The sequence below is a fragment of the Paenibacillus lautus NBRC 15380 genome (genome assembly GCF_004000945.1).
GTDB classification, from domain to species: domain Bacteria; phylum Bacillota; class Bacilli; order Paenibacillales; family Paenibacillaceae; genus Paenibacillus_AQ; species Paenibacillus_AQ lautus.
The window spans coordinates 50,968-73,752 of record NZ_BIMF01000026.1; the positions used below are offsets into that span (position 1 = coordinate 50,968).

The window sequence follows — 22,785 nt, forward strand, 5'->3', positions numbered from 1 at the left end:
GGAGGAAATTTAAATGATTCAACCATTTACACGTTTAGCTGTTGCTGACAACTCCGGTGCGAAGGAACTGATGTGTATCCGCGTATTGGGTGGTACTGGTCGTCGTACAGCTCAAATCGGTGATTTGATCGTATGTTCCGTCAAACAAGCAACACCAGGCGGCGTTGTCAAAAAGGGTGATGTAGTAAGAGCGGTAGTCGTTCGTACGAAACGTTCTGTGCGTCGTAAAGACGGATCTTACATCTCATTTGACGAGAATGCAGCTGTTGTTGTTAAAGACGACAGAAGCCCACGCGGAACTCGTATTTTCGGACCAGTTGCTCGCGAACTTCGCGAAAGAGACTACATGAAAATCGTTTCCTTGGCTCCGGAAGTAATCTAATAACACCCCAAAAAGTGACGTAACTTTTCGGGAACCCGATAAATAGTTGAACTGGCTAGTCATAGGAGGTGTAACGAATGCCTAAAGTGAAAAAAGTTCTGGAATCCCATAGCAACAAACTGCACGTGAAAAAAGATGATACAGTTATCGTCATCAGCGGTAAAGACAAAGGCAAAAAAGGCCGTGTCATCGCAGCGTACCCTCGTGAAAATCGTGTTTTGGTTGAAGGTGTGAACATGATCAAGAAGCACCAGAAGCCAAACCAAATGAACCCACAAGGCGGTATCATCGAGAAGGAAGCTCCGATCCATGTATCGAACGTTATGCACGTTGATCCGAAGAGCGGAAAAGTAACCCGTATCGGTTACAAAGTACTGGACAACGGCAAAAAAGTTCGCGTAGCAAAAAGATCCGGAGAAGTTATCGATAAATAAGACGGTTTAGAAAGGAGGTCCTTGAATCATGGCAGCAAGAATGAAAGAACGTTTTTTGAACGAAGTAACTCCTGCTCTGATGCAGAAGTTTAGCTATAAGACAGTAATGCAAGTACCAAAAATCGAGAAGGTTGTCATCAACATGGGTGTAGGTGACGCTGTAGCTAACTCAAAGGTGCTTGATTCCGCTGTGAACGACATGCAGCTGATTGCTGGTCAAAAACCGGTTATCACCCGTGCGAAGAAATCTATCGCGGGATTCAAACTGCGTGAGAACATGCCAATCGGTGTGAAGGTAACATTGCGCGGTGAGCGTATGTACTACTTCCTCGACAAGCTGTTCAACGTTACACTTCCACGTGTACGTGACTTTCAAGGCGTGTCCACCAAAGCATTTGACGGACGCGGTAACTATACGCTCGGTCTGAAAGAGCAACTCATTTTCCCTGAAATTGAGTATGACAAAGTGGATAAAGTTCGCGGTATGGATATCGTTATCGTAACGACTGCTAAAACCGACGAAGAATCCCGTGAACTGCTTGCTCAACTGGGCATGCCTTTCGCGAAATAAGACGGTTGTCCTTTTCTCCGAAACTATTTAGGAGGTGTCAGGCTAAGTGGCAAAAACTTCGATGAAAGTTAAACAACAACGTACACCGAAATATAAAGTACGGGCATATACCCGTTGTGAACGTTGTGGTCGCCCACATTCGGTACTGCAGAAGTTTAAAATTTGCAGAATTTGTTTCCGTGAATTAGCTTATAAAGGCCAGATTCCTGGCGTGAAAAAAGCAAGCTGGTAAGAAGTTTATAAACGGGAAGGAGGTTTATCCTACATGACTATGTCCGATCCAATTGCAGATATGCTAACTCGTATTCGTAACGCGAACACGGTTCGCCACGAAACAGTAGAAATGCCTGCTTCGACGATTAAAAAACAAATCGCTGACATTTTGAAGCGTGAAGGCTTCATCCGTGATGCAGAGTTTGTGGAAGACAATAAACAAGGGATCATTCGTGTATTCCTGAAATATGGTTCCAACAACGAACGTGTTATCACAGGTCTGAAAAGAATCAGCAAACCAGGTCTTCGCGTTTACACGAAGAGCAACGAAGTACCTCGCGTACTTGGTGGTTTGGGTATTGCGATCATCTCCACGTCTAAGGGAGTTATGACCGACAAAGAAGCTCGTCAATCCAAAGCTGGCGGAGAAGTTCTCTGCTACGTATGGTAATCAACGTCACAAGATAGGAGGTGTAATGAATGTCCCGTATTGGTCGTAAACCAATTGCTATTCCAAACGGTGTGGAAGTCACACTGGATAACACTGTAATCACTGTTAAAGGACCTAAAGGTACCTTGACTCGTGAACTGCATAAAGACATGCAAATTACGGTAGAAAACAACGAGATCAATGTTGTTCGTCCTTCCGACAACAAAACACATCGCTCTCTTCACGGCACGACCCGCAGCGTTGTCTCGAATATGGTCAACGGTGTAACTGAAGGATTCTCGAAAAACCTTGAGTTGGTAGGTGTCGGGTACCGTGCAAGCAAAACCGGAGATAAAATCGTTCTGAACGTGGGTTACTCCCACCCAGTTGAAATTACACCGGAAGCTGGTATCGAATTCGAAGTACCAACAAACACAAAAATCACCGTTCGCGGTATCGATAAAGAGCGCGTAGGTGCATACGCAGCTAAGATCCGTTCCGTACGTGAGCCTGAGCCATACAAAGGTAAAGGTATTAAATACGAAGGTGAACGCATTATCCGTAAGGAAGGTAAAGCTGGTAAGAAGAAATAAGTTAGTTAACCGGGGATTCACTTGGTGGATAACTTACTTCTTCTCCCATACTTACCCGATGCGTCTAAAAGTGAAGCTCTTAAGGCAAAACTGAAGGGAGGAAATGGAAGCATGATCACGAAACAAGACAAGAACAAAGCTCGTCTGAAAAGACACCTGCGTGTCCGTAAGAAAATCCAAGGCACAGCAGAACGTCCACGTCTGAACGTGTTCCGTTCTTCGAAACACATCTATGCTCAATTGATCGACGACGTGGCTGGCGTGACTTTGGCATCAGCTTCTACGCTGGATAAAGAACTGGCTAACGACATCAAGAACGGCGGAAGCGTTGAATCCGCTCGTAAAGTCGGCGAACTCGTTGCAAAACGTGCTGCAGACAAAGGTTACAAAGTGATCGTATTCGATCGTGGTGGTTACTTGTATCATGGACGTATTCAAGCACTTGCAGAGGCAGCTCGCGAGGCAGGCCTTGAATTCTAAGATATTTTCAAAAGGAGGTAAACGACTTGCGTGTAGATCCTAACACTTTAGAACTGACTGAAAGAGTAGTAAACATTAACCGCGTTGCTAAAGTTGTAAAAGGCGGACGTCGCTTTAGCTTTAGCGCACTGGTAGTTGTCGGTGATGGCAAAGGTTGGGTAGGAGCAGGTATCGGTAAAGCAGGCGAAGTACCGGATGCAATCCGCAAAGGTATTGAAGATGCTAAGAAAAACCTGATTCACATTCCACTTGTTGGAACAACTATTCCTCACCTCGTAACAGGTCACTTCGGAGCAGGCCGAGTATTGTTGAAGCCGGCATCTGAAGGTACTGGAGTTATCGCTGGCGGACCGGTTCGTGCAGTACTTGAACTGGCTGGCGTAGGCGACATTTTGACAAAATCTCTAGGTTCTTCGAACTCCATGAACATGGTCAATGCGACTTTGGAAGGGTTGTCCCGCCTGAAGCGTGTTGAAGATGTTGCCAAGCTTCGCGGCAAATCCGTCGAAGAGCTGTTGGGTTAAGGAGGGAATCTCATGGCTAAACTTGAAATCACCCTCGTACGCAGCGTGATTGGTCGTCCAGAGGATCAGCGTGCAACCGTGAAAACACTCGGACTTCGCAAAATCAACCATTCCGTGGTTCAAAGCGACAATGCTGCAATTCGCGGAATGATCAAGAAAGTAAATCACCTGGTTTCTGTTAAAGAAATCGAAGGTTAATCCCGGGCAGTTTATTCCCGGACATATTAAGGAGGTGCAACGAACGATGAAGTTACATGAGCTGAGCCCAGCACCTGGATCCCGCAAAGAGCGCAAGCGCGTTGGACGCGGTACTAGTAGCGGTACGGGTAAAACGTCGGGTCGCGGTCACAAAGGACAAAACTCTCGTTCCGGCGGTGGTGTACGTCCAGGCTTCGAAGGTGGACAGAACCCATTGTATCGTCGTCTTCCGAAGCGCGGTTTCGTAAACCCAACTCGGAAAGAGTACGCGATTGTGAACATCGAAGAACTTAACAGCTTTGCAGCAGGTACTGAAGTGACTCCAGAAGTTTTGGTTGAGAGCGGTATTGTTAACAATACAAAGAGCGGAATCAAAATTCTTGGCAACGGTGAAGTTACCGTTTCTTTGACTGTAAAGGCTAATAAGTTTTCTCAATCTGCGGTAGAGAAGATCGAGGCTGCCGGCGGTAAAACCGAGGTGATCTAATGTTTAAGACCCTGAAAAATATATGGCGTGTGGATGACCTTCGCAAGCGTATTTTGTTCACCTTATTCGTTCTGATCATCTTCCGTCTTGGATCATTTGTTCCGGTTCCCGGTGTTAACAAAGATGTTTTTACCCAGACGAATCAGGCAGGCAATGAGTTGTTCGGTCTTCTTAACACGTTCTCGGGGGGCGCACTATCGCAGTTTTCGATCTTCGCCCTTTCGATATTTCCATATATTACTTCGTCCATTATCGTGCAGTTGCTGTCGATGGACGTCATTCCAAAGTTTGCGGAATGGAACAAACAAGGGGAACACGGGAAGAAGCAGTTGGCTCAAATTACACGTTATGGTACGGTAATATTGGGTTTGATTCAGGCGTTCGGTATGTCCGTCGGGTTTAACCGCCTGTATGGTGCCGAAATGGTTCCTGGAGCAACCTTTATCGACTTTGTTGTTATCGCGATCGTGCTTACTGCAGGTACATCATTCTTGATGTGGCTCGGTGAACAGATTACGGAACGCGGAATCGGTAACGGTATTTCGATCATTATCTTTGCTGGTATCGCTGCTGGTATTCCGATGCACATTCGGACAACGATCGAATCGAACTTCATTCAGGATGGTCAGGTGTTTATGAACATTCTGAAGGGTGTCATCATCCTTCTGATTTTGATTTTGATCATTACCGGTGTTGTATTCATTCAGCAAGGTATCCGTAAGATTCCGGTTCAATACGCGAAGCGTGTTGTAGGAAACAAAATGTACGGCGGACAGAACACACACATTCCACTCAAGATTAACGGAGCAGGCGTTATTCCGGTAATCTTTGCGATGTCATTGCTGCAATTCCCAGTTATCCTGGCCAGCTTCTGGGCACACATGAATTGGGCAAAGTGGATTACGGCGAACCTGGCTTATGACAGCCCGCTTGGAATGGTACTGTACGTACTCATGATCATTGGTTTCACGTTCTTCTACACCTTCGTGCAGATGAACCCGAACCAAATGGCTGATAATATGAAGAAGAACGGCGGCTATGTACCGGGCATTCGTCCTGGTAAAGCTACCGAGAAGTATCTGACTCGGGTTATGACTCGTTTGACCATGACAGGAGCATTGTTCCTGGCCGTGATCTCCGTACTTCCGGTGTTCTTTGGATCACTTGCAGGTCTTCCTCGTACAGTTCAGATTGGTGGTACGTCCCTCTTGATCGTGGTCGGTGTTGCACTGGATACGATGAAGCAGATCGAAAGCCAACTGATCAAACGTCACTACAAAGGTTTTATCAATAAATAGGCGATAGGTTCCGGCGAGTGGTCTGTATCGCTTCCCGGCGCCTATTGTGTTGTTCTTGCTAGTCAATCAAGGGGAGGGAGTGACGTAAGGTGAACATCTTATTCATGGGTCCTCCTGGGGCAGGAAAAGGGACGCAAGCAGAAAACATCGTGAATGAATTCGGTATTCCTCATATTTCAACGGGCGATGCATTTCGTCTGGCGATCAAACAAGGAACTCCCATCGGGATTAAAGCGAAGGAATTCATGGATCAGGGTCTGCTGGTACCGGATGACGTAACGATTGGTATTGTGGAGGAGCGTTTGCAGCAGTCCGATTGCGAAAAAGGTTTTTTATTGGACGGTTTTCCAAGAACCCTTTCGCAAGCGGAAGCGCTGGATGAGATTCTCGCCCGCTTGAATACTGGTCTCGATCACGTCATCAACCTGAAAGTTGATCGGGAAAAGCTTCTGGCTCGCCTTACCGGCCGCCGGATTTGCAAAAACTGTGGTTCGACTTATCATGTGATCTTTAATCCTCCTAAACAGGAAGGCATTTGTGATAAATGCGGCGGCGAATTGTACCAGCGCTCCGATGATAACGAAGAGAGCGTTGGCATTCGTTTAGACGAATATATCAACAAAACAGCACCACTCCTCACGTTTTATGAGAACAAAGGTCTTTTGCGTCAAATCGATGGTGATCAGGAAATCGACGCGGTTTCATCACAAATTGCGTCTATACTGAGAGGTTAAGTATAATGATCATTTGTAAATCCGAAACGGAACTGAGCTTGATGAGAGAAGCAGGAAGGATCGTGGCGGAATGTCACAAACTCCTTGCCGCTCATGTAGAACCGGGCATTACGACCGGGGAGCTTGACCTTATGGCCGACAAGTTCATTCGAAGCCAAGGCGCTGTGCCATCTTTTAAAGGCTACAACGGATTTCCTTCCAGCATTTGCGCATCAGTCAACGAAGAATTGGTGCATGGATTTCCAGGCAAACGCAAATTAATCGAGGGCGATATCGTTACGTTTGATATCGGTGCACAGTACCAGGGTTACCATGGTGACTCGGCATGGACCTACGCTGTAGGAGAGATTTCCGAAGAAGCCCAGCGTCTGCTGGACGTAACGGAAGGATCGCTCTATGCTGGACTTGCGCTAATCAAACCCGATGTCCGCTTGTTTACCATCTCTCATGCCATACAGCGTCACATCGAGGATGCAGGGTTCTCTGTCGTCCGGGAATACGTTGGTCATGGTGTGGGTACCGATCTGCATGAGGATCCGCAAATTCCGAACTATGGCATCCCAGACCGCGGACCAAGACTCAAACCGGGCATGGTGCTCGCGATCGAGCCGATGGTCAATGCGGGTAAACGGAATGTCAAGACGCTGGAAGACAACTGGACGGTTGTAACGGTAGACGGCTCACTATGTGCTCACTTCGAGCATACGGTAGCAGTCACGCCGGATGGCATGGAAATTTTGACGAAGCTGCCGGAATAGGGTGATAACATGAATAATGAAGTCATGCTTCAACCCGGTCAGATTGTTAAGATACTGAAAGGCAGAGATGCCGGACAGTATGCCGTTATCGTTTCGATTGAGGACAGCAGGTTCGTGTTGATTGCGGATGGGGACAAACGCAAGTTTGACGGGGCCAAGAAGAAGAATGTTCTTCATCTTGAACCTCAATCCTACATTAGCAGTGAAGTGGTAAACAGTTTGCAAGAAAGCGGTCGGGTTACAAACGGTAAACTGCGTTTCGCACTGGACCGGTTTGTATCCGATAAATCCAAGGCAGATCAGAAAGGAGACTAACTGTGGCTAAAGAAGATGTCATTGAAGTCGAAGGAACGGTCATTGAGCCGTTGCCGAATGCTACCTTTAAAGTCGAGCTGGAGAATGGTCATCAGATTCTCGCTCATGTTTCCGGAAAGCTGCGGATGCACTTTATCCGTATCCTTACAGGAGACAAAGTGGTTGTTCAACTCTCGCCGTATGATTTAACCAAAGGTCGTATCACGTACCGTAAATAGATTCAAGGTTCCCCTGGGGAATCAAGGAAAGCTGCGAAGCGGTTTTACTGACGTAAAACTCAGCAGCGGTAACAAACTACTTTAGTTTCGAAGCTGGTTTTACAATGTAAAACTTGGAGGAGGTAATTAGCATGAAGGTAAGACCTTCTGTAAAGCCTATTTGCGAAAAATGCAAAGTCATTCGCCGCAAAGGGAACGTAATGGTTATCTGTGAAAATCCGAAACACAAACAAAAACAAGGTTAAAGAAGGGGGTGTAGCGTAAAATGGCTCGTATAGCTGGTGTGGATTTGCCACGTGACAAACGCGTTGAGATCGCCTTGACTTACATTTTCGGAATCGGTAAAACGACTTCCCAGAAAGTACTGAAAGAAACTGGAATCAATGCAGACACTCGTGTCCGTGATTTGACAGAAGATGAAGTCAGCAAATTGCGCGAAACGATCGATGGTATGGTTAAGGTAGAAGGTGACCTGCGTCGTGAAATTTCCTTAAATATTAAACGTCTCACGGAGATCGGTTGCTACCGCGGTATTCGTCACCGTCGTGGATTGCCTGTTCGTGGTCAACGTACTAAAACGAATGCTCGTACACGTAAAGGTCCTCGTCGTACCGTAGCGAACAAGAAGAAATAAGAAAGGGGGATAATAGACAATGGCTAAACCAAAAAAAGTCGTACGTACTAAACGTCGTGACCGCAAAAATATTGAAAGTGGCGTGGCTCATATCCGCTCCACATTCAACAATACAATCGTAACGATTACGGATCCTCACGGAAACGCGATTTCTTGGGCAAGCTCCGGCGGCCTTGGATTTAAAGGTTCCCGTAAGTCGACCCCGTTCGCTGCGCAAATGGCTGCTGAAACAGCTGCCAAAGCGGCTATGGAACACGGTATGAAAGCGGTGGAAGTAATGGTTAAAGGTCCTGGTGCTGGTCGTGAAGCAGCAATTCGTTCTCTGCAAGCAGCAGGTCTCGAAGTAAACCTGATCAAAGACGTTACACCAATTCCACATAACGGATGCCGCCCACCAAAACGTCGTCGCGTATAATGAAGTCATCCTGTTAATGTGGTATAAATCCGTTGCAATCTGCTAATAATGGTTGTTTAGGCATACTACTACATGGATTACTGGATAAGATGACAGTTTCATATAGGAGCGACGTTTGAAGGAGGGGTACTTGCGTGATTGAAATCGAAAAGCCGAAAATTGAGACCGTTGATGTCAATGAAGATGGAACCTATGGGAAATTCGTAGTTGAGCCTCTGGAGAGAGGGTATGGCACGACGCTGGGGAACTCGCTTCGCCGCATCTTGTTATCCTCACTACCGGGAGCTGCAGTCACATCGATTCAAATCGATGGCGTACTGCATGAATTTTCCACGATTCCGGGTGTCATGGAAGACGTGACCGAGGTCATCCTGAACCTGAAAGCTTTGTCTCTGAAAATTCATTCCGATGAAGAGAAAGTGTTCGAGATTGATGCGGAGGGTGAAGGGGTTGTTACTGCTGGTGACATCCGTGCGGATAGTGATGTGGAGATTCTGAATCCAGATCTTCATATTGCAACGCTCGGCCCTGGTGCAAGACTTCATATGCGTATTTTTGCCAGTCGCGGTCGTGGCTATGTCCAGGCGGATCGGAACAAACGCGATGACCAGCCTATCGGCGTCATTCCCGTCGATTCGATCTATACTCCGATTAGCCGTGTTAACTACGGTGTGGAAAATACGCGTGTTGGTCAAGTAACCAACTACGATAAACTGACGCTTGAAATTTGGACGGATGGCAGCATCCGCCCGGAAGAAGCTGTTAGTCTCGGCGCGAAAATCTTGACTGAGCATCTGTTCCTCTTCGTAGGTCTGACCGACGAAGCGAAGGATGCGGAGATCATGGTTGAGAAAGAAGAAGACAAGAAAGAAAAAGTGCTTGAAATGACGATCGAAGAGCTGGATCTTTCCGTTCGTTCCTACAACTGCTTGAAACGTGCCGGCATTAATACGGTACAAGAGCTGACCACGAAAACCGAAGAGGATATGATGAAAGTCCGGAACCTCGGACGCAAATCCTTGGAGGAAGTTCAAGAGAAGCTTGAAGAGTTGGGCCTGGGACTTCGTACGGAAGAATAGCATAGATTCGGCTTAGCTTAGCAAAGGAGGGAAAAACACATGGCATACCAAAAGTTGGGCCGCGATTCCAGTGCGCGTAAAGCGTTGTTCCGTGACCTGGTAACCGACCTTTTCTTATATGAGCGCATTCAAACGACTGAAGCCAAAGCGAAAGAAGTTCGTTCGATCGCTGAGAAGTTGATCACAAAAGCAAAAAAAGGTGATCTTCACGCTCGTCGTCAAGTAGCTGCATTCGTGCGTCGTGAAACAGTAGACGGTGAACAAGATGCAATCCAAAAATTGTTCTCCGAAATCGCTCCTCGTTACTCCGAGCGTCCAGGCGGATACACTCGTATCCTGAAACTGGGTCCTCGTCGTGGTGACGCAGCTCCAATGGTTTACTTGGAACTGGTAGATCGCGCGTAAATTAGCTTTGTTCCATTGAAGTGACTGTAGTTATGTATGCCCGGCTCTGTAGATGTTTATTCTTGGAGCCATGAACGGGAAGTGGTGCGAGATATAGTCGATCATTTGGTTCGACTCGTCTCGACTACTCCATGGGCAACAATAACGGGGACCTTCTAGTCATGTGGCTGACTCGAAGGGTTCGGCTTAACATGATGAAAAGGAGCTCCTATGGGGCTCTTTTTTTGATAAATGTGTGCAGCCTTTCGTTGTCGCGGCGTATTTCGATGAAAGCACTCAGGAGGTCAGAAATGCGTAATCTTCTGATGAAGGTCAGTTACGACGGTACCGATTATAACGGCTTTCAGACCCAGCCCGGTGGTCACACGATTCAGGATTATTTGGAGGAAGCGATCCGCCGTTTGTCTGGTGAACAGCTTAAGATTACGGCTTCTGGCCGGACAGATGCTGGGGTGCATGCTCGTGCCCAGGTATTCAATTTCTACACAGCTTCTCCAATTCCCGTAGAGCGTTGGTGTATGGCATTAAACACTTGGCTGCCGGAAGATATCGTGGTTTCGGATGCGATGGAGGTACCGATGGAATTCCATTCCCGCCACGCAGCGAAACGCAAAACCTATCGTTTTACCATCAATGCAAACCAATATCCGGATCTATTTAACCGGCGGTACCAGATCCACCATCATGGGAAACTGGATATCGCAGCGATGGAGCAGGGACTTTCTCATCTGATCGGAACGCATGACTATACAACGTTTGCGTCACGGAAGTCGACGAAGCCGTCCCATGTTCGTACTATTTTTGATGCTTGGATCGAGAAGGATACGTCCATGTGCCGTCCGGGCACAAAAGATCAAGGAGTCATTCATACGTACGTATCCGGGAATGGGTTTCTGCAGCATATGGTTCGGATTATTATGGGGACGTTGATTGAGGTAGGGGAAGGTAAGCGACATCCGGATGACATGTTGGTCATACTGGAAGCCAAAAACCGGGCAGCAGCCGGTCCAACAGCTATGGGCAAGGGCCTGATGTTATGGGAAGTGGAGTATGATATCGCCGGAAAGGGTTAACCTCAATGACCGTCGATATCAGACCACGGACCAGACGATCACAAAAAGAAGAAGAAATCGCTTCTGGACGTGATGGGTGACTTGTTTGAATAACACGCATGGTGTAAGGTGGAAAACCAAAAAACACTTGCGGAAGTGGGCGTAATCCTGTATTATATAAGTTGTGTTTTCTTAACGGCTCTCCCACAGCCCCGGTTAAGAAAATGCCGAATGCAAGACTGCAACACCATGACAATGCTTTAAACATGATCGAAGATAAATAATGAAAATTAATGATGATTTTCGGACGAATACAAGGAGGAACTATACATGCGTACCACCTATATGGCGAAGCCAAATGAAGTTGAGCGCAAATGGTACATCGTTGATGCCGAAGGCAAGACGCTTGGCCGTTTGGCAAGTGAAGTTGCGGCTCTGATCCGCGGCAAACATAAGCCTCAATTCACTCCACATGTTGACACAGGGGATTTCGTGGTTGTTATCAACTCCGAGAAAATCCACCTCACTGGCAAAAAGATGGAGAACAAAAAATACTATCGTCACTCCCTGCATCCAGGTGGATTGAAAGTAACTGCAGCTCAAGACCTGATTGCTAAATACCCAGAGCGCGTGATCGAAAGCGCGGTTCACGGCATGCTTCCTAAAACTCGCATGGGCGAGAAAATGAAGCTGAGACTGAAAGCATATGCAGGCACAGCACATCCACATGAAGCACAAAAACCAGAAGTTTATGAACTTCGCGGTTAATTAAAAAGGAGGACAGTTTCATGGCACAAGTACAATACTATGGGACAGGTCGTCGTAAACACTCGGTAGCACGTGTACGCCTCGTACCGGGTGAAGGACGCATTGTCATCAATAAACGTGATATTAATGAATATTTCGGTTTGGAAACACTCAAACTGATCGTTAAACAACCTTTGAATCTGACAGAAACACTGGGCAAATATGACGTGCTTGTCATCGCTCACGGTGGCGGCATCTCCGGTCAAGCTGGAGCAATTCGTCACGGTATCTCCCGTGCTCTTCTGAAAGCAGATCCAGAGTTCCGTCCTTCTCTGAAAAGAGCTGGATTCCTGACTCGCGACCCTCGTATGAAAGAACGTAAAAAATACGGTCTTAAAGCAGCTCGTCGCGCGCCTCAGTTCTCCAAACGTTAATATTACCGATTCACCAAGCCCTTGGCCATTATTGGTCAAGGGCTTTTTTACGTTTCAGAAAGTAGTTTGTCCACAAAGATATGCACATGATTGACAATACATGTGGAACTTGTTCGCCAGACTTTGGGTTGCTTGTTCACATGATGTGCACAACCTGAGGATAGAAGGAATCACAACGTGATGTTCTGACATGGTTAACCACTTGACTTCATATGTAAATAGAGATATATTATTAATTGCGAATTAATTAAGTACTTAAATAATTAATATTTAATCATTAATTAAATAAGTAATTTCCGGAGCATGGAAGGGGGGATAGGCTTGGATCGTAATGAAGAGATTTTTAAAGTGTCGTCGATGTTCCGGGCACTACTGAAGAATATTCATCAGGAATGGAACAAGTCGAGCGCCGGGAAGTACAACTTAAGCTTTCCACAATTTCAGGTGCTATATGTATTAAAGCTGCGAGGGCCACTGAAGGTATCGGAGCTTGCCGAAGTCTTGTCACTGACACCGCCGGCTATAACCGGACTGACGGATAAATTGGTTGCAGAAGGATATCTGCAGAAAGAACGCGCTGAGGATGACCGCAGAGTTGTCAACATCACGCTCTTGGAACCGGGTCTTGAGATCATTAAGAAAGTGAAGAAGGATCAGAAGGAAATGATTCAAGGTTTTTTTAACTTCCTCTCTGAGGAAGACATTCAGCATTTGAGAAGAATCTTCTCCTTGATGCTGTCAAACATAGATAAAGACAATCACAATGGGTAGAGGTGGAGCATGGAGCATTTAACGCTTAAACGTAAAGTTTCAATTATGATAGCGATCATGGCTGCGATGTTCTTCGCAGCCATTAACCAGACGATAACAAGCACCGCAATGCCGCGGATTATCGCCATTCTCGATGGTATGGATTATTATACATGGACCATCAACATTTATTTGTTAACATCAACGATCGCAACGATATTGGTGGGTAAGCTGTCCGACATGTTCGGACGTAAGCCGTTTATTTTGATAGGTATATTATTTTTCATGTTAGGGGCGTTCCTAACAGGCACATCCACAGACGTGTACCAATTCATTATTTATCGTGGTATTCAAGGTATAGGTGCCGGTATTATCCAGTCAACCGCATTTATGTCGGTCGGGGACTTATTCCCTCCTCGGGAACGTGGTAAATGGATGGGGCTGATGACCGCGGTATTCGGTTTTTCCAGTGTCCTTGGTCCTACGCTAGGCGGATATCTGGTCGATAACATCGAATGGCGTTGGTTGTTCTGGATCTTCCTGCCGCTGGGTGTAGTGGCCTTTATCATGATCTGGACGCTGTTTCCGAAGGTTGAACGCAAACCTGGACTGTCCATTGACTATCTGGGCTCTCTGTTCCTTACAACGTCTATTGTTCCTTTACTGCTGGCCTTTTCTTGGGCAGGTACGGAATATCCTTGGGGATCGCCGGAGATTATTGGTCTCATCGCAGCTTCAGTTGTATCGGCTCTTATCTTTATCTTGGTAGAGATGAAAGCGAAGGAACCTGTATTGCCACTTAGTTTGTTTAAAAATAGTGTCGTTACGGTTTCTAATCTGATTGGATTTTTTATGAACTTTGGTTTGATGGGTGCCATGATTTATATTTCCTTCTATGTTCAAGGTGTACTTGGTATCTCACCAACCTATGCGGGTTATGTAACTATACCCATGTCGATTTTCATGATGGGTACAAGTGCCGTAGCAGGTCAACTCATTGCGAAGAGTGGTAAGTACAAACGGTACGCACTTCTTGGAGTTCCAATTATGATGGTCGGTATGGGAATTATGGTGTTCATGGACAACATCTGGCTTACTGTGGTTAGTACCATTATTTTCGGTATCGGTCTTGGTTTGGGTATGCCGGTATTCTCACTGGCTACGCAGAATGCGGTACCCCACAATGAGCTCGGTGTAGCAACGGCTTCATCCCAATTGTTCCGTAATCTTGGGGGGACGATCGGGATCGCGGTCATGGGTACGGTTATGTCGAACAACCTGACAAAGAATCTGAAGGAAGCACTTCAGTCAGCTAATGCACCGGATTTTAGCTCTGTGGATCCACAGCTGGCTCAGCAAATGCTCTCCTTCGCCAATCCGCAGACACTGATGAATAAACCGCTGATTGAGCAGACGCAGGCAAGTCTTCCTGCGGAGGTACAGCCATTATTCGTACAAATGATCGATAGTATCCGCGATGCACTTGGAAATACATTGTCGATGGTGTTCCTCACAGGCACGTTAGTTCTCGTAGTCGCACTGCTGCTCGTATTCTTCTTAAAAGAAATTCCACTGCGGACCTCGAATCAGGGGTCGGCTCCCAAACCCGAGGATTCGGAAGGGAAAAGTGCCAGCGCTGGTACTAGAGCTAAAGAGGTATCGGTGGCAACAACAGACTAAGATTGGTATTTGTCAAAATGTTTGGAAATTGAAGAGAAAGAAGGCCCTTTCTGCTTGTGCAGGAAGGGTTTTTTCGTTCTTCTTGGTATCGATTTGATGGTTGACATTTATTAGGAATGTTTTATACTGTATTTAATTCATATTATTTCAGTAGGATTATCGGGAATAATTACGGGGGAGGCATCCAATCATGAATTTGCTGGAGAAAGAGGATTTGATCCGAGTGCAAGCAGAAGAGCTTGAGCATGCATCGGCAGAGGAAGTCATCGCATTTGCGATCAAGACATTTCCCAATATAACGTTTGCTTGCAGTTTTGGAGCAGAAGATGTGGTATTGGTGGATATGATTCAAAAGATTAGCCCGTCGACGGATATTTTTTATCTGGATACCGATTTTCATTTCAAGGAGACATACGAGACGCGGGATCGTATGGCCGAACGTTATGGCCTGGAATTCGTGCGGGTCTCTCCGCTCATTACGCCGGAAGAGCAAGCGGCTCAGCATGGTGAAGCATTATGGAGCGTCAACCCGACGGAGTGCTGCAACATCCGAAAGGTAGAACCATTGACTCGGATTCTGTCTCAATATGAGGCTTGGATTACAGGGATACGAAGAGATCAAGCGCCTACCCGAGCTAATTCGAAGAAGATTGAGTACGATACCAAGTTCGGGTTGGTGAAGTTCAATCCGATCGCAGGCTGGACTAGCGAGGATGTGTGGAACTACATCCGAGCTAACGATATCATCTACAACCCGCTGCATGATCAGAATTATCCAAGCATTGGCTGCGAATATTGCACACGACAGGTCATGCCAGGCGAAGATCCACGTGCTGGACGTTGGTCAGGTCATGAGAAGACGGAGTGCGGACTTCATAAATAAACCAATCATGAACGACTTAGGATCGTATAGTTACAGCATAAGAAGGAGGAATTATTCATGACAGCCATACTCCCTCATGGCGGTACGCTGGTACAGCGGGTAGCCCAAGGAGCAGAGCGTGAAGATTTATTGAAACAGGTCGAGACTCTTCATAAAGTCCCTGTAAACGCCTGGACCATATCGGACCTGGATCTGATCGGGGTCGGGGCATTTTCACCATTGCAAGGATTTCTGAACGAGCAGGATTACAAGTCTGTGGTTTCCTCTATGCGTTTATCGGACGGTACGGTGTGGAGCATACCGGTCACACTGGCTGTTGATGAGCATACAGCGGCTAAACTTGTCGTCGGCGAGAAGGCGGCACTTGTAGGCGTAGAAGATGGGGTCGTCTATGGCGTTATCGATGTAGAGAGCGTCTACCAGGTGGATCAGCAAGTCGAGGCTGTTCAAGTATTTAAGACCGCTGATCCGGAGCATCCAGGCGTGAAGAAGCTTTTTGAACGTCCTTCGACCTATGTAGGCGGGCCGATCCAAGTATTGAATCGTCCACAGCCTGAACGGTTTGGCGAGTTTTATTTTGATCCGGCAGAGACCCGCGAACAGTTCAAAGCCAAGGGCTGGAATACGGTTGTCGGCTTTCAGACGCGTAATCCGGTTCACCGTGCACATGAATACATTCAGAAGAGTGCGATGGAGATTGTAGACGCATTATTCCTCAATCCGCTTGTAGGAGAGACCAAATCGGATGACGTTCCTGCCAATGTGCGAATGAAGAGCTACCTGACCTTGCTGGAGAACTACTATCCCGCGGATCGCACCTTCCTGGGCGTATTTCCGGCTGCTATGCGTTATGCGGGACCTAGGGAAGCTATATTTCATGCCATGGTTCGGAAAAACTATGGATGCACCCATTTTATCGTTGGCCGGGATCACGCAGGAGTGGGTGACTATTACGGTACGTATGAGGCGCAGGAAATTTTCAGGAATTTCACTGCAGAAGAGTTGGGGATTACCCCGCTGTTCTTCGAGCACAGCTTCTTCTGCACCACTTGCGGAAACATGGCCTCAAGCAAAACATGTCCGCACCCTAAGGAGGATCATCTGACCTTGTCGGGAACGAAAGTCCGTGGCTTGCTTCGCGAAGGGCAGTGCCCACCGCCGGAATTTACGCGTCCGGAAGTCGCGCAAGTGCTGATCGAAGGCATGAAAGAGCAGATTACGGTATAACAAAGGCATAAATAGCCACCTTGTCCCATATGATGGAGTAGAACAACTCATGGGACGAGGTGGTTTTGTTATGTCCAGGCGGAGAACGGACAAGGTTACGGTGTGGATATCGTTGAAGAGAATCAAGCAAACCATGATTGGAGCTGTGCTGCTGGCACTGCTCATTATCGTTGTAACATACGAAATCCCCTCTGCCAAAACGTCGAATACCTGGAGTTTGCCGCTTGCCGGCAAAGTCATCGCCCTTGATGCAGGACATGGCGGACCAGATGGCGGGGCGGTAAGCCGACAAGGTGTCATAGAGAAGGATGTAAACCTGGCGATCACCTTGTATTTACGGGATTATTTGCAGCAGGCAGGCGCGCTCGTCATTATGACAAGAGAAGGAGATTACGATCTGGCTGCAGAAAGCACAAAGGGGTATTCCAAGCGTAAAACGGAAGACCTCAAACAACGCGTGCGGATGATCGAGGACAGTAAAGCAGATCTGTTTATCAGCATGCATCTGAACAGCATTCCGTCCAATCGATGGAGAGGGGCGCAGACCTTTTTCCCTCCGAATAACGGGGAAAGTAAAAAACTCGCCGAATTGATTCAGGCTGAAATCAGACATAACCTGGAGAATACGCAGCGTCTGGCCAAAACGGATGATAAAGTATTTTTGCTCCAAGCCCTGCGCATGCCATCTGCACTGGTGGAGGTCGGTTTCTTGTCCCATCCAGAGGAATCCGAATTGCTCCGTGATGAGAAATATCAGAGAAAGGTCGCAGCTTCCGTGTATAATGGCATTCTGCGTTATACCTCCGGAGAGTCCACCAACGAGTCGTCACAAGCTGCAGAGTAATGGTATAATGGACAGGAATATCGAAACACTGTCTATTCCATTACATAAAGCAGAGGTGCTTATATGCTGACTAGAGAAACGGTACAGGAGATACTCCAGCCTTTACGCGATCCCGAAACCGGGAAGAGCCTGATGGAGCTCCAGCGTATTCGAGATATTGTTGTAAAGGAACGCACGGTCCGATTATCCGTGACTTACAGAAGTGAAGATGTACGCGCTTCCCTGGAAGCGCAGATCAGAGAAATTCTTGAAGCTATGGGGGCGGAGGATATACATATCCGCATGCGCCCTCTAGACAACGCTGTTAGCGGAGCAACCCGGGAGGAAGATAACGATCGTGAGAAGCTAACCAAAGGGCATGCTGCCGGCATGGAGCAGAATACGCTCCTTAGCGAGCAGTCCGGCGTTCATTTCATTGCGATTGCAAGCGGCAAAGGCGGCGTTGGCAAATCCACCGTTACGGTGAATTTAGCTGCAGCTTTGGCTCGCCAAGGCAAGAAGGTCGGTTTGATTGACGCGGATATTTACGGCTTCAGCGTACCGGACATGATGGGCATTGAAGAGGGGCCGTCCGTAACCGAAGAGGGCGTCATCCATCCGGTTGAGCGTTTTGGTGTCAAGGTGATGTCCATGGGTTTCTTCATCCGCGAGAATAGTCCGGTGATTTGGCGCGGACCGATGCTTGGCAAAATGCTGCGTCAATTTTTCGCGGATGTCGCTTGGGGGGATCTGGATTACATGCTGCTGGACCTGCCGCCAGGTACAGGGGACGTAGCGCTTGACGTGCATCAGATGATTCCGCAGAGCAAAGAGATCATTGTAACCACCCCGCATGCTACCGCGGCTTTTGTTGCCGCCAGAGCGGGCGCGATGGCCTTGCAGACCGATCACGAAATCTTGGGCGTCGTGGAGAATATGTCCTATTATGTCTGCTCCCATGGCGGGGAGAAGGATTATGTATTTGGTCGTGGAGGCGGCGGAAAGCTTGCCGAGACGCTTCATACCGAGCTGCTTGCGCAGCTTCCGTTAGGCGCGCCGGACAACCACCCATCAGAGCCTGATTTCTCCCCATCGGTGTATAAGGCAGGTACCGAGAGCGCAGGGATCTACGATGAGATAGCCGCAAGAATTGCCGCTAAGCTGGAGGAATCCGTTTAGACGAGTTCCATATTATGAAACAAGCTCCCTATGTAGGGAGCTTGTTTTCGTTTATCGGGAGGTGTTGCTTAACTGCCGCCTCCGCCGCCTCCGCCTTCTCCGCTTTCTCCGCTTTCTTCTCCTTCACCGCCGCCTTCGCCGCCACCTTCACCACCGCCGCCTTGCTCTTCTTGTCCCTGTCCTTCGCCTTGTTTTTTCTTCTCCACTTTAGGCTGAAGTTCGTCTTTCACAACCGTTTTGAGCAGTTCCAGCACCTCCATGCGGAACAGCGGGTTCTGCATAGCTTCCTGCATGACGGTCATGGACTGTTTGCGATAATCCGGGGTATTGGTCAATTCAAGAAACGATTTCATCACATCCGGAGACTTTAACATATCCTGAATCGATTTTTGATACGTCGGGTCCTTGATGAGCTGCATATGCAGCTGCTTGCTCTCGGAATTGATGGCTTTCGCAAAATCACCGGCGAATTGCGGATCGGTCATAATCTTCTCAATTTCCTTCTTATATTCCTCCGACACCAGTGTATCCTTAACCGCCATCCGAATTTGATCCCCTGACTGGGCGGACATCATCCGCATTCCCATCGAGCCGCCGCTGCCGGAGGAACCGCCGGATCCGCCGCCAAGCGCTTCCTCTACCGCCTTTTTACCTTCATCGGTTTTGAGAATGTCGACCACCATGGACTTGATCTCTTTATATCCGAGCTGCGGGGACGAGCTTTGTTCTGCACCACAAGCGGTAAGCACCACGGCAGCAACGAAGACGATAATACATAAACGAAATAACGGCCACTTCATTACCGTTGTCCTCCTTTTTCAAGATCATTGAATTTATAAGTTTTCAGCGGAGCTGAACATATTCGATAATCGCAAGAAAAACATCCTCTGCATGCGGTCAGTCCTCTGTAAAAATACGCCGATAGATGTTTTTCTTACGCTTCTTCGCATAGTATGTGATGGATTTGCAGAAATATGTCGGATTCAGAATGGTTTTTTATTGTGAACGTTGGTAAAATAATGATCTGTGGGGGTGGAAGTTAGTTGAGCTTACGAAAGTGGTCTAAATTGTTTTTGAAAACGCTGCTCGTTGGGGCAGTGGCGGCATTAATTGTAGGTCTGATCCTGCAGTTGTTTAACGGCGCGATCGAATTCACGGGAATGGCCGATTTATTGATATACCCGCTGATTTTGTTGGGCTCTGGGGCACTGGTGAGCGTATACTCCCAGATGGGCTTTTTTGCGTACCTGACTTTAAATTATATGGGGATAGGCATATTCCGCAGGAAAACTTGGCAATACATTCAGATTGTGTTGGCTGTTCTAGCATTGCTGGAGCTGATGTTCTTCCGTACCTTTGTCGGCGGATCCACTAGCTTGCAGCAAGATTTGATTTTGGGTATTTCCATTTTGGTTATTGCCGTTGTCGTGGCTTATCTTAAAGTGAAGAGTACAAATGCTAATGCATGGATTCCAACCCTTTTCTTTATGATGGCGATTTCCATTGTGGAGATTATCGGTGTACTGCAAATTGGAGTCAGCAATGCCACGATCTTTATGGTGGTACCATTGCTGATCTGTAATGCATACCAAATTCTGACGCTTCATAAAGTTACACAGGACGAAAAAAAGAGCTAACACCTTAGCTCTTTTTTTGTTAAGCATTATTCAATTACAGGAGGACTTCCTCGAGAGTTTATAGTCCGCCTGCATCCTCGATGCTCTTCTGCAATGAAGCGTGATCGCGAACCTCGGTGCCTTGGGTGCTGCCCTGTTGAAGCAGATCGGTTACCGTAACGAACTCGTAGCCTTTATTACGAAGTTCCTTGATGATAAGTGGGAGTGCTTCATGGGTTTGTTTCACGGAGTCACTGGCGTGCATCAGCACGATGTCTCCCGGATGCGCTTTGGAGACTACCCGGTCCACAATTTTCTCGACGCCGATATTCTTCCAGTCCCTGGAGTCGGTATCCCACTGGATCACCGTGTAGTTAAGGCTTTGGGCTATACCGAGCACTCTTTTGTCAAAATCTCCGTTAGGCATCCGTATTAATTTGGGTTCTTGTCCGGTCATTGCGGTTAAAATAGTATGTGCCGAAGAAATCTGCTTGCGTATTTCCTCATCGGTGAGCGTGCTGTAATTATCGTGCTTGAAGCCGTGGCTCCCGATTTCATATCCGCTTTCCTTAATGGCATTCACGATATCGGGATGCGTTTTGCTCCATGGCGCAGACAGGAAGAAGGTTGCTTTTTGAACTCCATTGTCCTTTAAGGCCTGTAAAATAGGCTCTGCGCGTTTTTCGCCCCAGCTGATGTCAAACGTTAACGCGATCTGTTTCTTGTCCGTAGACACGCTGTAAATCGCTGACGGGTTGTTCTCGGAGAAGACCGAGATGTTGTCACTCTCCACATAAATAACGCCGATTGCAAAGATCGCCGCGGCAAGAACGAAGAAAAACCGCTTAATCTTTCTGCCGTTGAATACATAAAAAGAATTCATAATACGTACGCCCCTCTCCCTTCAGTGTGCAATAGCTTGTTTACTTTCAACATATGCTCGTACTTGCCAGTTATACCAATTTAGGAGGTTCTCGAATGTTACGTTTTAGCATTTTTCTCAGAGATTTAGGATCCATCCGGAAGGCATTGCTCTTGGCAGCGGTCTTGTTTATAGCCGGAATCGTGGCGGGAGCGAGTTCAGAGGGGTTCGAACAATTCCTTCTAGGTCAGCTTCAAGGATTAGGGGAGATTAGCCAGCAGCTGGGTTCCTCCGAGCATCCGGAATGGAGCTTCTTTGTCTTTATCTTTCTTAACAACAGCATTAAGAGTGTGTTGGTCATGTTCTCAGGCCTGCTGCTTGGCGTGATACCGTTCTTCTTCCTGGTCATCAATGGTATGGTGATTGGTTTCTTACTGAAAGTCGTGGGGGAGAGCGGAGAGAGTCTGTTTGATCTGATTGTGAAAGGACTGCTGCCTCATGGGATCATCGAGATACCGGTCATAGTGATCGCTTGCGGATATGGTCTTGCTTTTGGCGGGCTGGTGTTAAGAAGCGTAACGGCGACAGGCGAGCGCAGAAGCGGGATAGGCGCGGAGTGGCGCGGCTTTTGGCGTAAGCTGGGTACTGCCTCCTTATGGGTTGTCTTGCTGCTGCTCGTTGCCGCAATGATCGAAAGTACAATTACGTTGTGGCTGATGTCATAATTTTCCCTGAAATTGTGCATACCTAATAAAGCAGCTTAGCAGAGTAAAGAGAGGGCTGCGTGGACAGGGCGTTCATCATCATGCGCAGACAGCATACATTCGGTTTAGAGATCCCGCCAACACGGTTAATCACCATTACATAGGCAAGAGAAGCTTTAATCCGATGGAGTGACGTTACATGTTCGCTTAACTATACAAGGAGGTCCTATCATGCTGGGAATGCTATTCAATGAAAAAGAGTGCAAAGAGCTTGATTATGTACTGCGAAAAGAACTGGATGAGATGCTGCTGGATTTGAGCGACCAACGATTGGACCAAAACATCAGGCAGGCTATAGCTAACCGATATAAAACGGTGTTCCGCATGTATGCCCGGTTTGCCCCGCAGAAAGAACTCTCCAAATATGCGCGTAACGGGAAGTTTCCGCAAATCAAACATTAATTCTGCGAAAAAGTGTTGACTAACCGGCTGAGTATATGGTAAATTAATTTTCGCTTCCTTTTCGAAGGTGATGCCGCCAACCGGCGGCCATCAAACTTCAAAAAACTTTTTTAAAAAAAGTACTTGCAAAGTTGATAGGAAGTATGATATATTATAAAAGTCGCCGCTGAGATGCGGATGACAAAAGAGAAACACAGA

34 protein-coding genes are annotated in these 22,785 nt (G+C 47.3%); 32 read left to right on the forward strand and 2 right to left on the reverse strand.

Features of this window, described 5'->3' with window-relative positions:
• Positions 1–13 precede the first annotated feature (13 nt).
• From rplN to salA, 29 genes are all read left to right on the forward strand, one after another.
• A complete protein-coding gene (rplN, locus tag PLA01S_RS28385; protein ID WP_006212911.1) occupies positions 14–382 on the forward strand; it encodes a 50S ribosomal protein L14 in 369 nt (122 codons plus the stop codon).
• A gap of 77 nt (positions 383–459) precedes the next feature.
• A complete protein-coding gene (rplX, locus tag PLA01S_RS28390; protein ID WP_006212910.1) occupies positions 460–816 on the forward strand; it encodes a 50S ribosomal protein L24 in 357 nt (118 codons plus the stop codon).
• A 28-nt stretch (positions 817–844) separates the two neighbouring features.
• Positions 845–1,387 (forward strand): 50S ribosomal protein L5, encoded by a 543-nt coding sequence (gene rplE / locus PLA01S_RS28395; RefSeq protein WP_007132558.1) that lies wholly within the window; start codon positions 845–847, stop codon positions 1,385–1,387.
• Positions 1,388–1,433: 46 nt separating this feature from the next.
• Positions 1,434–1,619, forward strand: a complete 186-nt coding sequence (locus PLA01S_RS28400; protein WP_074961883.1) for a type Z 30S ribosomal protein S14 — start codon at positions 1,434–1,436, stop codon at positions 1,617–1,619.
• A 33-nt stretch (positions 1,620–1,652) separates the two neighbouring features.
• A complete protein-coding gene (gene rpsH, locus PLA01S_RS28405; RefSeq protein ID WP_006212908.1) occupies positions 1,653–2,051 on the forward strand; it encodes a 30S ribosomal protein S8 in 399 nt (132 codons plus the stop codon).
• 29 nt (positions 2,052–2,080) lie between these two features.
• Positions 2,081–2,623 (forward strand): 50S ribosomal protein L6, encoded by a 543-nt coding sequence (gene rplF / locus PLA01S_RS28410; protein ID WP_076326220.1) that lies wholly within the window; start codon positions 2,081–2,083, stop codon positions 2,621–2,623.
• 111 nt (positions 2,624–2,734) lie between these two features.
• Entirely contained in the window at positions 2,735–3,103 is a 369-nt protein-coding gene (gene rplR / locus PLA01S_RS28415) for a 50S ribosomal protein L18 (RefSeq protein ID WP_071221017.1), read from the forward strand.
• A 26-nt stretch (positions 3,104–3,129) separates the two neighbouring features.
• Complete coding sequence (gene rpsE, locus PLA01S_RS28420) at positions 3,130–3,627, forward strand: 30S ribosomal protein S5 (RefSeq protein ID WP_009589212.1); 498 nt, start codon at positions 3,130–3,132, stop codon at positions 3,625–3,627.
• Positions 3,628–3,639: 12 nt separating this feature from the next.
• Positions 3,640–3,825 (forward strand): 50S ribosomal protein L30, encoded by a 186-nt coding sequence (gene rpmD, locus PLA01S_RS28425; protein ID WP_006212904.1) that lies wholly within the window; start codon positions 3,640–3,642, stop codon positions 3,823–3,825.
• 46 nt (positions 3,826–3,871) lie between these two features.
• Positions 3,872–4,312: a 50S ribosomal protein L15 gene (rplO, locus tag PLA01S_RS28430; RefSeq protein ID WP_006212903.1), complete on the forward strand. Its 441-nt coding sequence runs from the start codon at positions 3,872–3,874 to the stop codon at positions 4,310–4,312.
• Positions 4,312–5,610 carry a preprotein translocase subunit SecY gene (gene secY / locus PLA01S_RS28435; RefSeq protein ID WP_127595288.1) on the forward strand — a complete coding sequence of 433 codons (1,299 nt, stop codon included), beginning with the start codon at positions 4,312–4,314 and terminating at the stop codon, positions 5,608–5,610. Before rplO ends, secY begins: the two co-directional genes overlap by 1 nt.
• Positions 5,611–5,699: 89 nt before the next feature.
• Positions 5,700–6,344, forward strand: a complete 645-nt coding sequence (locus PLA01S_RS28440; RefSeq protein ID WP_127595291.1) for an adenylate kinase — start codon at positions 5,700–5,702, stop codon at positions 6,342–6,344.
• Between the two features lie 5 nt (positions 6,345–6,349).
• Entirely contained in the window at positions 6,350–7,102 is a 753-nt protein-coding gene (map, locus tag PLA01S_RS28445; RefSeq protein WP_006212900.1) for a type I methionyl aminopeptidase, read from the forward strand.
• Positions 7,103–7,111: 9 nt separating this feature from the next.
• Entirely contained in the window at positions 7,112–7,417 is a 306-nt protein-coding gene (locus PLA01S_RS28450; protein ID WP_100541546.1) for a KOW domain-containing RNA-binding protein, read from the forward strand.
• 2 nt (positions 7,418–7,419) lie between these two features.
• Positions 7,420–7,635, forward strand: coding sequence for a translation initiation factor IF-1 (gene infA / locus PLA01S_RS28455; protein WP_006212898.1), 216 nt, complete (start codon positions 7,420–7,422; stop codon positions 7,633–7,635).
• 131 nt (positions 7,636–7,766) lie between these two features.
• Complete coding sequence (gene rpmJ / locus PLA01S_RS28460; protein WP_003333770.1) at positions 7,767–7,880, forward strand: 50S ribosomal protein L36; 114 nt, start codon at positions 7,767–7,769, stop codon at positions 7,878–7,880.
• 20 nt (positions 7,881–7,900) lie between these two features.
• Entirely contained in the window at positions 7,901–8,269 is a 369-nt protein-coding gene (gene rpsM, locus PLA01S_RS28465) for a 30S ribosomal protein S13 (RefSeq protein WP_006212897.1), read from the forward strand.
• A 19-nt stretch (positions 8,270–8,288) separates the two neighbouring features.
• Positions 8,289–8,684, forward strand: a complete 396-nt coding sequence (rpsK, locus tag PLA01S_RS28470) for a 30S ribosomal protein S11 (protein WP_009589209.1) — start codon at positions 8,289–8,291, stop codon at positions 8,682–8,684.
• A gap of 134 nt (positions 8,685–8,818) precedes the next feature.
• Positions 8,819–9,763 carry a DNA-directed RNA polymerase subunit alpha gene (locus tag PLA01S_RS28475; RefSeq protein ID WP_071221012.1) on the forward strand — a complete coding sequence of 315 codons (945 nt, stop codon included), beginning with the start codon at positions 8,819–8,821 and terminating at the stop codon, positions 9,761–9,763.
• A 39-nt stretch (positions 9,764–9,802) separates the two neighbouring features.
• Entirely contained in the window at positions 9,803–10,168 is a 366-nt protein-coding gene (rplQ, locus tag PLA01S_RS28480; RefSeq protein ID WP_071221011.1) for a 50S ribosomal protein L17, read from the forward strand.
• 290 nt (positions 10,169–10,458) lie between these two features.
• Entirely contained in the window at positions 10,459–11,241 is a 783-nt protein-coding gene (gene truA / locus PLA01S_RS28485; RefSeq protein WP_127595294.1) for a tRNA pseudouridine(38-40) synthase TruA, read from the forward strand.
• 309 nt (positions 11,242–11,550) lie between these two features.
• Positions 11,551–11,988: a 50S ribosomal protein L13 gene (rplM, locus tag PLA01S_RS28490; protein ID WP_100541544.1), complete on the forward strand. Its 438-nt coding sequence runs from the start codon at positions 11,551–11,553 to the stop codon at positions 11,986–11,988.
• A gap of 20 nt (positions 11,989–12,008) precedes the next feature.
• Positions 12,009–12,401: a 30S ribosomal protein S9 gene (rpsI, locus tag PLA01S_RS28495; protein ID WP_006212891.1), complete on the forward strand. Its 393-nt coding sequence runs from the start codon at positions 12,009–12,011 to the stop codon at positions 12,399–12,401.
• A gap of 321 nt (positions 12,402–12,722) precedes the next feature.
• On the forward strand, positions 12,723–13,172 hold the full coding sequence (locus PLA01S_RS28500) for a MarR family winged helix-turn-helix transcriptional regulator (protein ID WP_127595297.1): 450 nt from the start codon (positions 12,723–12,725) through the stop codon (positions 13,170–13,172).
• A gap of 9 nt (positions 13,173–13,181) precedes the next feature.
• Positions 13,182–14,831: an MDR family MFS transporter gene (locus PLA01S_RS28505; RefSeq protein WP_127595300.1), complete on the forward strand. Its 1,650-nt coding sequence runs from the start codon at positions 13,182–13,184 to the stop codon at positions 14,829–14,831.
• A 190-nt stretch (positions 14,832–15,021) separates the two neighbouring features.
• Positions 15,022–15,714 (forward strand): phosphoadenylyl-sulfate reductase, encoded by a 693-nt coding sequence (locus PLA01S_RS28510; RefSeq protein ID WP_127595303.1) that lies wholly within the window; start codon positions 15,022–15,024, stop codon positions 15,712–15,714.
• A 57-nt stretch (positions 15,715–15,771) separates the two neighbouring features.
• Positions 15,772–16,941: a sulfate adenylyltransferase gene (gene sat, locus PLA01S_RS28515; protein ID WP_127595306.1), complete on the forward strand. Its 1,170-nt coding sequence runs from the start codon at positions 15,772–15,774 to the stop codon at positions 16,939–16,941.
• A 70-nt stretch (positions 16,942–17,011) separates the two neighbouring features.
• The gene (gene cwlD, locus PLA01S_RS28520) at positions 17,012–17,785 is read left to right on the forward strand and encodes an N-acetylmuramoyl-L-alanine amidase CwlD (protein WP_127595309.1); all 774 of its coding nucleotides are present in this window, start codon (positions 17,012–17,014) and stop codon (positions 17,783–17,785) included.
• Positions 17,786–17,848: 63 nt separating this feature from the next.
• Positions 17,849–18,943 carry an iron-sulfur carrier protein/transcriptional regulator SalA gene (salA, locus tag PLA01S_RS28525; RefSeq protein ID WP_127595311.1) on the forward strand — a complete coding sequence of 365 codons (1,095 nt, stop codon included), beginning with the start codon at positions 17,849–17,851 and terminating at the stop codon, positions 18,941–18,943.
• Positions 18,944–19,011: 68 nt separating this feature from the next.
• Here the strand turns inward: salA and gerD are convergent, their stop codons facing one another.
• Entirely contained in the window at positions 19,012–19,743 is a 732-nt protein-coding gene (gerD, locus tag PLA01S_RS28530) for a spore germination lipoprotein GerD (RefSeq protein ID WP_127595314.1), read from the reverse strand.
• A gap of 243 nt (positions 19,744–19,986) precedes the next feature.
• Here gerD and PLA01S_RS28535 point away from each other — a divergent pair, with 243 nt between their 5' ends.
• Entirely contained in the window at positions 19,987–20,580 is a 594-nt protein-coding gene (locus PLA01S_RS28535; RefSeq protein WP_076326206.1) for a KinB-signaling pathway activation protein, read from the forward strand.
• 58 nt (positions 20,581–20,638) lie between these two features.
• Here PLA01S_RS28535 and pdaB read toward each other — a convergent pair whose 3' ends face one another.
• Positions 20,639–21,442 carry a polysaccharide deacetylase family sporulation protein PdaB gene (gene pdaB, locus PLA01S_RS28540; protein ID WP_100541535.1) on the reverse strand — a complete coding sequence of 268 codons (804 nt, stop codon included), beginning with the start codon at positions 21,440–21,442 and terminating at the stop codon, positions 20,639–20,641.
• A 95-nt stretch (positions 21,443–21,537) separates the two neighbouring features.
• Here pdaB and PLA01S_RS28545 point away from each other — a divergent pair, with 95 nt between their 5' ends.
• Positions 21,538–22,146 carry a stage II sporulation protein M gene (locus PLA01S_RS28545; RefSeq protein WP_127595317.1) on the forward strand — a complete coding sequence of 203 codons (609 nt, stop codon included), beginning with the start codon at positions 21,538–21,540 and terminating at the stop codon, positions 22,144–22,146.
• Between the two features lie 210 nt (positions 22,147–22,356).
• On the forward strand, positions 22,357–22,587 hold the full coding sequence (locus PLA01S_RS28550) for a hypothetical protein (protein WP_009592811.1): 231 nt from the start codon (positions 22,357–22,359) through the stop codon (positions 22,585–22,587).
• Positions 22,588–22,785: the final 198 nt, after the last annotated feature.

Excerpts from the sequence above, each read along its gene's own strand:
- gerD (WP_127595314.1), bottom strand. The coding sequence starts at position 19,743 with ATGAAGTGGCCGTTATTTCGTTTATGTATTATCGTCTTCGTTGCTGCC.
- rplM (WP_100541544.1), top strand. The coding sequence starts at position 11,551 with ATGCGTACCACCTATATGGCGAAGCCAAATGAAGTTGAGCGCAAATGG.
- cwlD (WP_127595309.1), top strand. The coding sequence starts at position 17,012 with ATGTCCAGGCGGAGAACGGACAAGGTTACGGTGTGGATATCGTTGAAG.
- rplN (WP_006212911.1), top strand. The coding sequence starts at position 14 with ATGATTCAACCATTTACACGTTTAGCTGTTGCTGACAACTCCGGTGCG.
- rplX (WP_006212910.1), top strand. The coding sequence starts at position 460 with ATGCCTAAAGTGAAAAAAGTTCTGGAATCCCATAGCAACAAACTGCAC.
- rpsM (WP_006212897.1), top strand. The coding sequence starts at position 7,901 with ATGGCTCGTATAGCTGGTGTGGATTTGCCACGTGACAAACGCGTTGAG.
- truA (WP_127595294.1), top strand. The coding sequence starts at position 10,459 with ATGCGTAATCTTCTGATGAAGGTCAGTTACGACGGTACCGATTATAAC.
- PLA01S_RS28510 (WP_127595303.1), top strand. The coding sequence starts at position 15,022 with ATGAATTTGCTGGAGAAAGAGGATTTGATCCGAGTGCAAGCAGAAGAG.
- PLA01S_RS28545 (WP_127595317.1), top strand. The coding sequence starts at position 21,538 with ATGTTACGTTTTAGCATTTTTCTCAGAGATTTAGGATCCATCCGGAAG.
- rplE (WP_007132558.1), top strand. The coding sequence starts at position 845 with ATGGCAGCAAGAATGAAAGAACGTTTTTTGAACGAAGTAACTCCTGCT.
- rpsH (WP_006212908.1), top strand. The coding sequence starts at position 1,653 with ATGACTATGTCCGATCCAATTGCAGATATGCTAACTCGTATTCGTAAC.
- rpsK (WP_009589209.1), top strand. The coding sequence starts at position 8,289 with ATGGCTAAACCAAAAAAAGTCGTACGTACTAAACGTCGTGACCGCAAA.
- pdaB (WP_100541535.1), bottom strand. The coding sequence starts at position 21,442 with ATGAATTCTTTTTATGTATTCAACGGCAGAAAGATTAAGCGGTTTTTC.
- rplO (WP_006212903.1), top strand. The coding sequence starts at position 3,872 with ATGAAGTTACATGAGCTGAGCCCAGCACCTGGATCCCGCAAAGAGCGC.
- rpmD (WP_006212904.1), top strand. The coding sequence starts at position 3,640 with ATGGCTAAACTTGAAATCACCCTCGTACGCAGCGTGATTGGTCGTCCA.
- rpmJ (WP_003333770.1), top strand. The coding sequence starts at position 7,767 with ATGAAGGTAAGACCTTCTGTAAAGCCTATTTGCGAAAAATGCAAAGTC.
- rplQ (WP_071221011.1), top strand. The coding sequence starts at position 9,803 with ATGGCATACCAAAAGTTGGGCCGCGATTCCAGTGCGCGTAAAGCGTTG.
- PLA01S_RS28550 (WP_009592811.1), top strand. The coding sequence starts at position 22,357 with ATGCTGGGAATGCTATTCAATGAAAAAGAGTGCAAAGAGCTTGATTAT.
- rplF (WP_076326220.1), top strand. The coding sequence starts at position 2,081 with ATGTCCCGTATTGGTCGTAAACCAATTGCTATTCCAAACGGTGTGGAA.
- sat (WP_127595306.1), top strand. The coding sequence starts at position 15,772 with ATGACAGCCATACTCCCTCATGGCGGTACGCTGGTACAGCGGGTAGCC.
- secY (WP_127595288.1), top strand. The coding sequence starts at position 4,312 with ATGTTTAAGACCCTGAAAAATATATGGCGTGTGGATGACCTTCGCAAG.
- salA (WP_127595311.1), top strand. The coding sequence starts at position 17,849 with ATGCTGACTAGAGAAACGGTACAGGAGATACTCCAGCCTTTACGCGAT.
- rplR (WP_071221017.1), top strand. The coding sequence starts at position 2,735 with ATGATCACGAAACAAGACAAGAACAAAGCTCGTCTGAAAAGACACCTG.
- map (WP_006212900.1), top strand. The coding sequence starts at position 6,350 with ATGATCATTTGTAAATCCGAAACGGAACTGAGCTTGATGAGAGAAGCA.
- PLA01S_RS28450 (WP_100541546.1), top strand. The coding sequence starts at position 7,112 with ATGAATAATGAAGTCATGCTTCAACCCGGTCAGATTGTTAAGATACTG.
- PLA01S_RS28505 (WP_127595300.1), top strand. The coding sequence starts at position 13,182 with ATGGAGCATTTAACGCTTAAACGTAAAGTTTCAATTATGATAGCGATC.
- rpsI (WP_006212891.1), top strand. The coding sequence starts at position 12,009 with ATGGCACAAGTACAATACTATGGGACAGGTCGTCGTAAACACTCGGTA.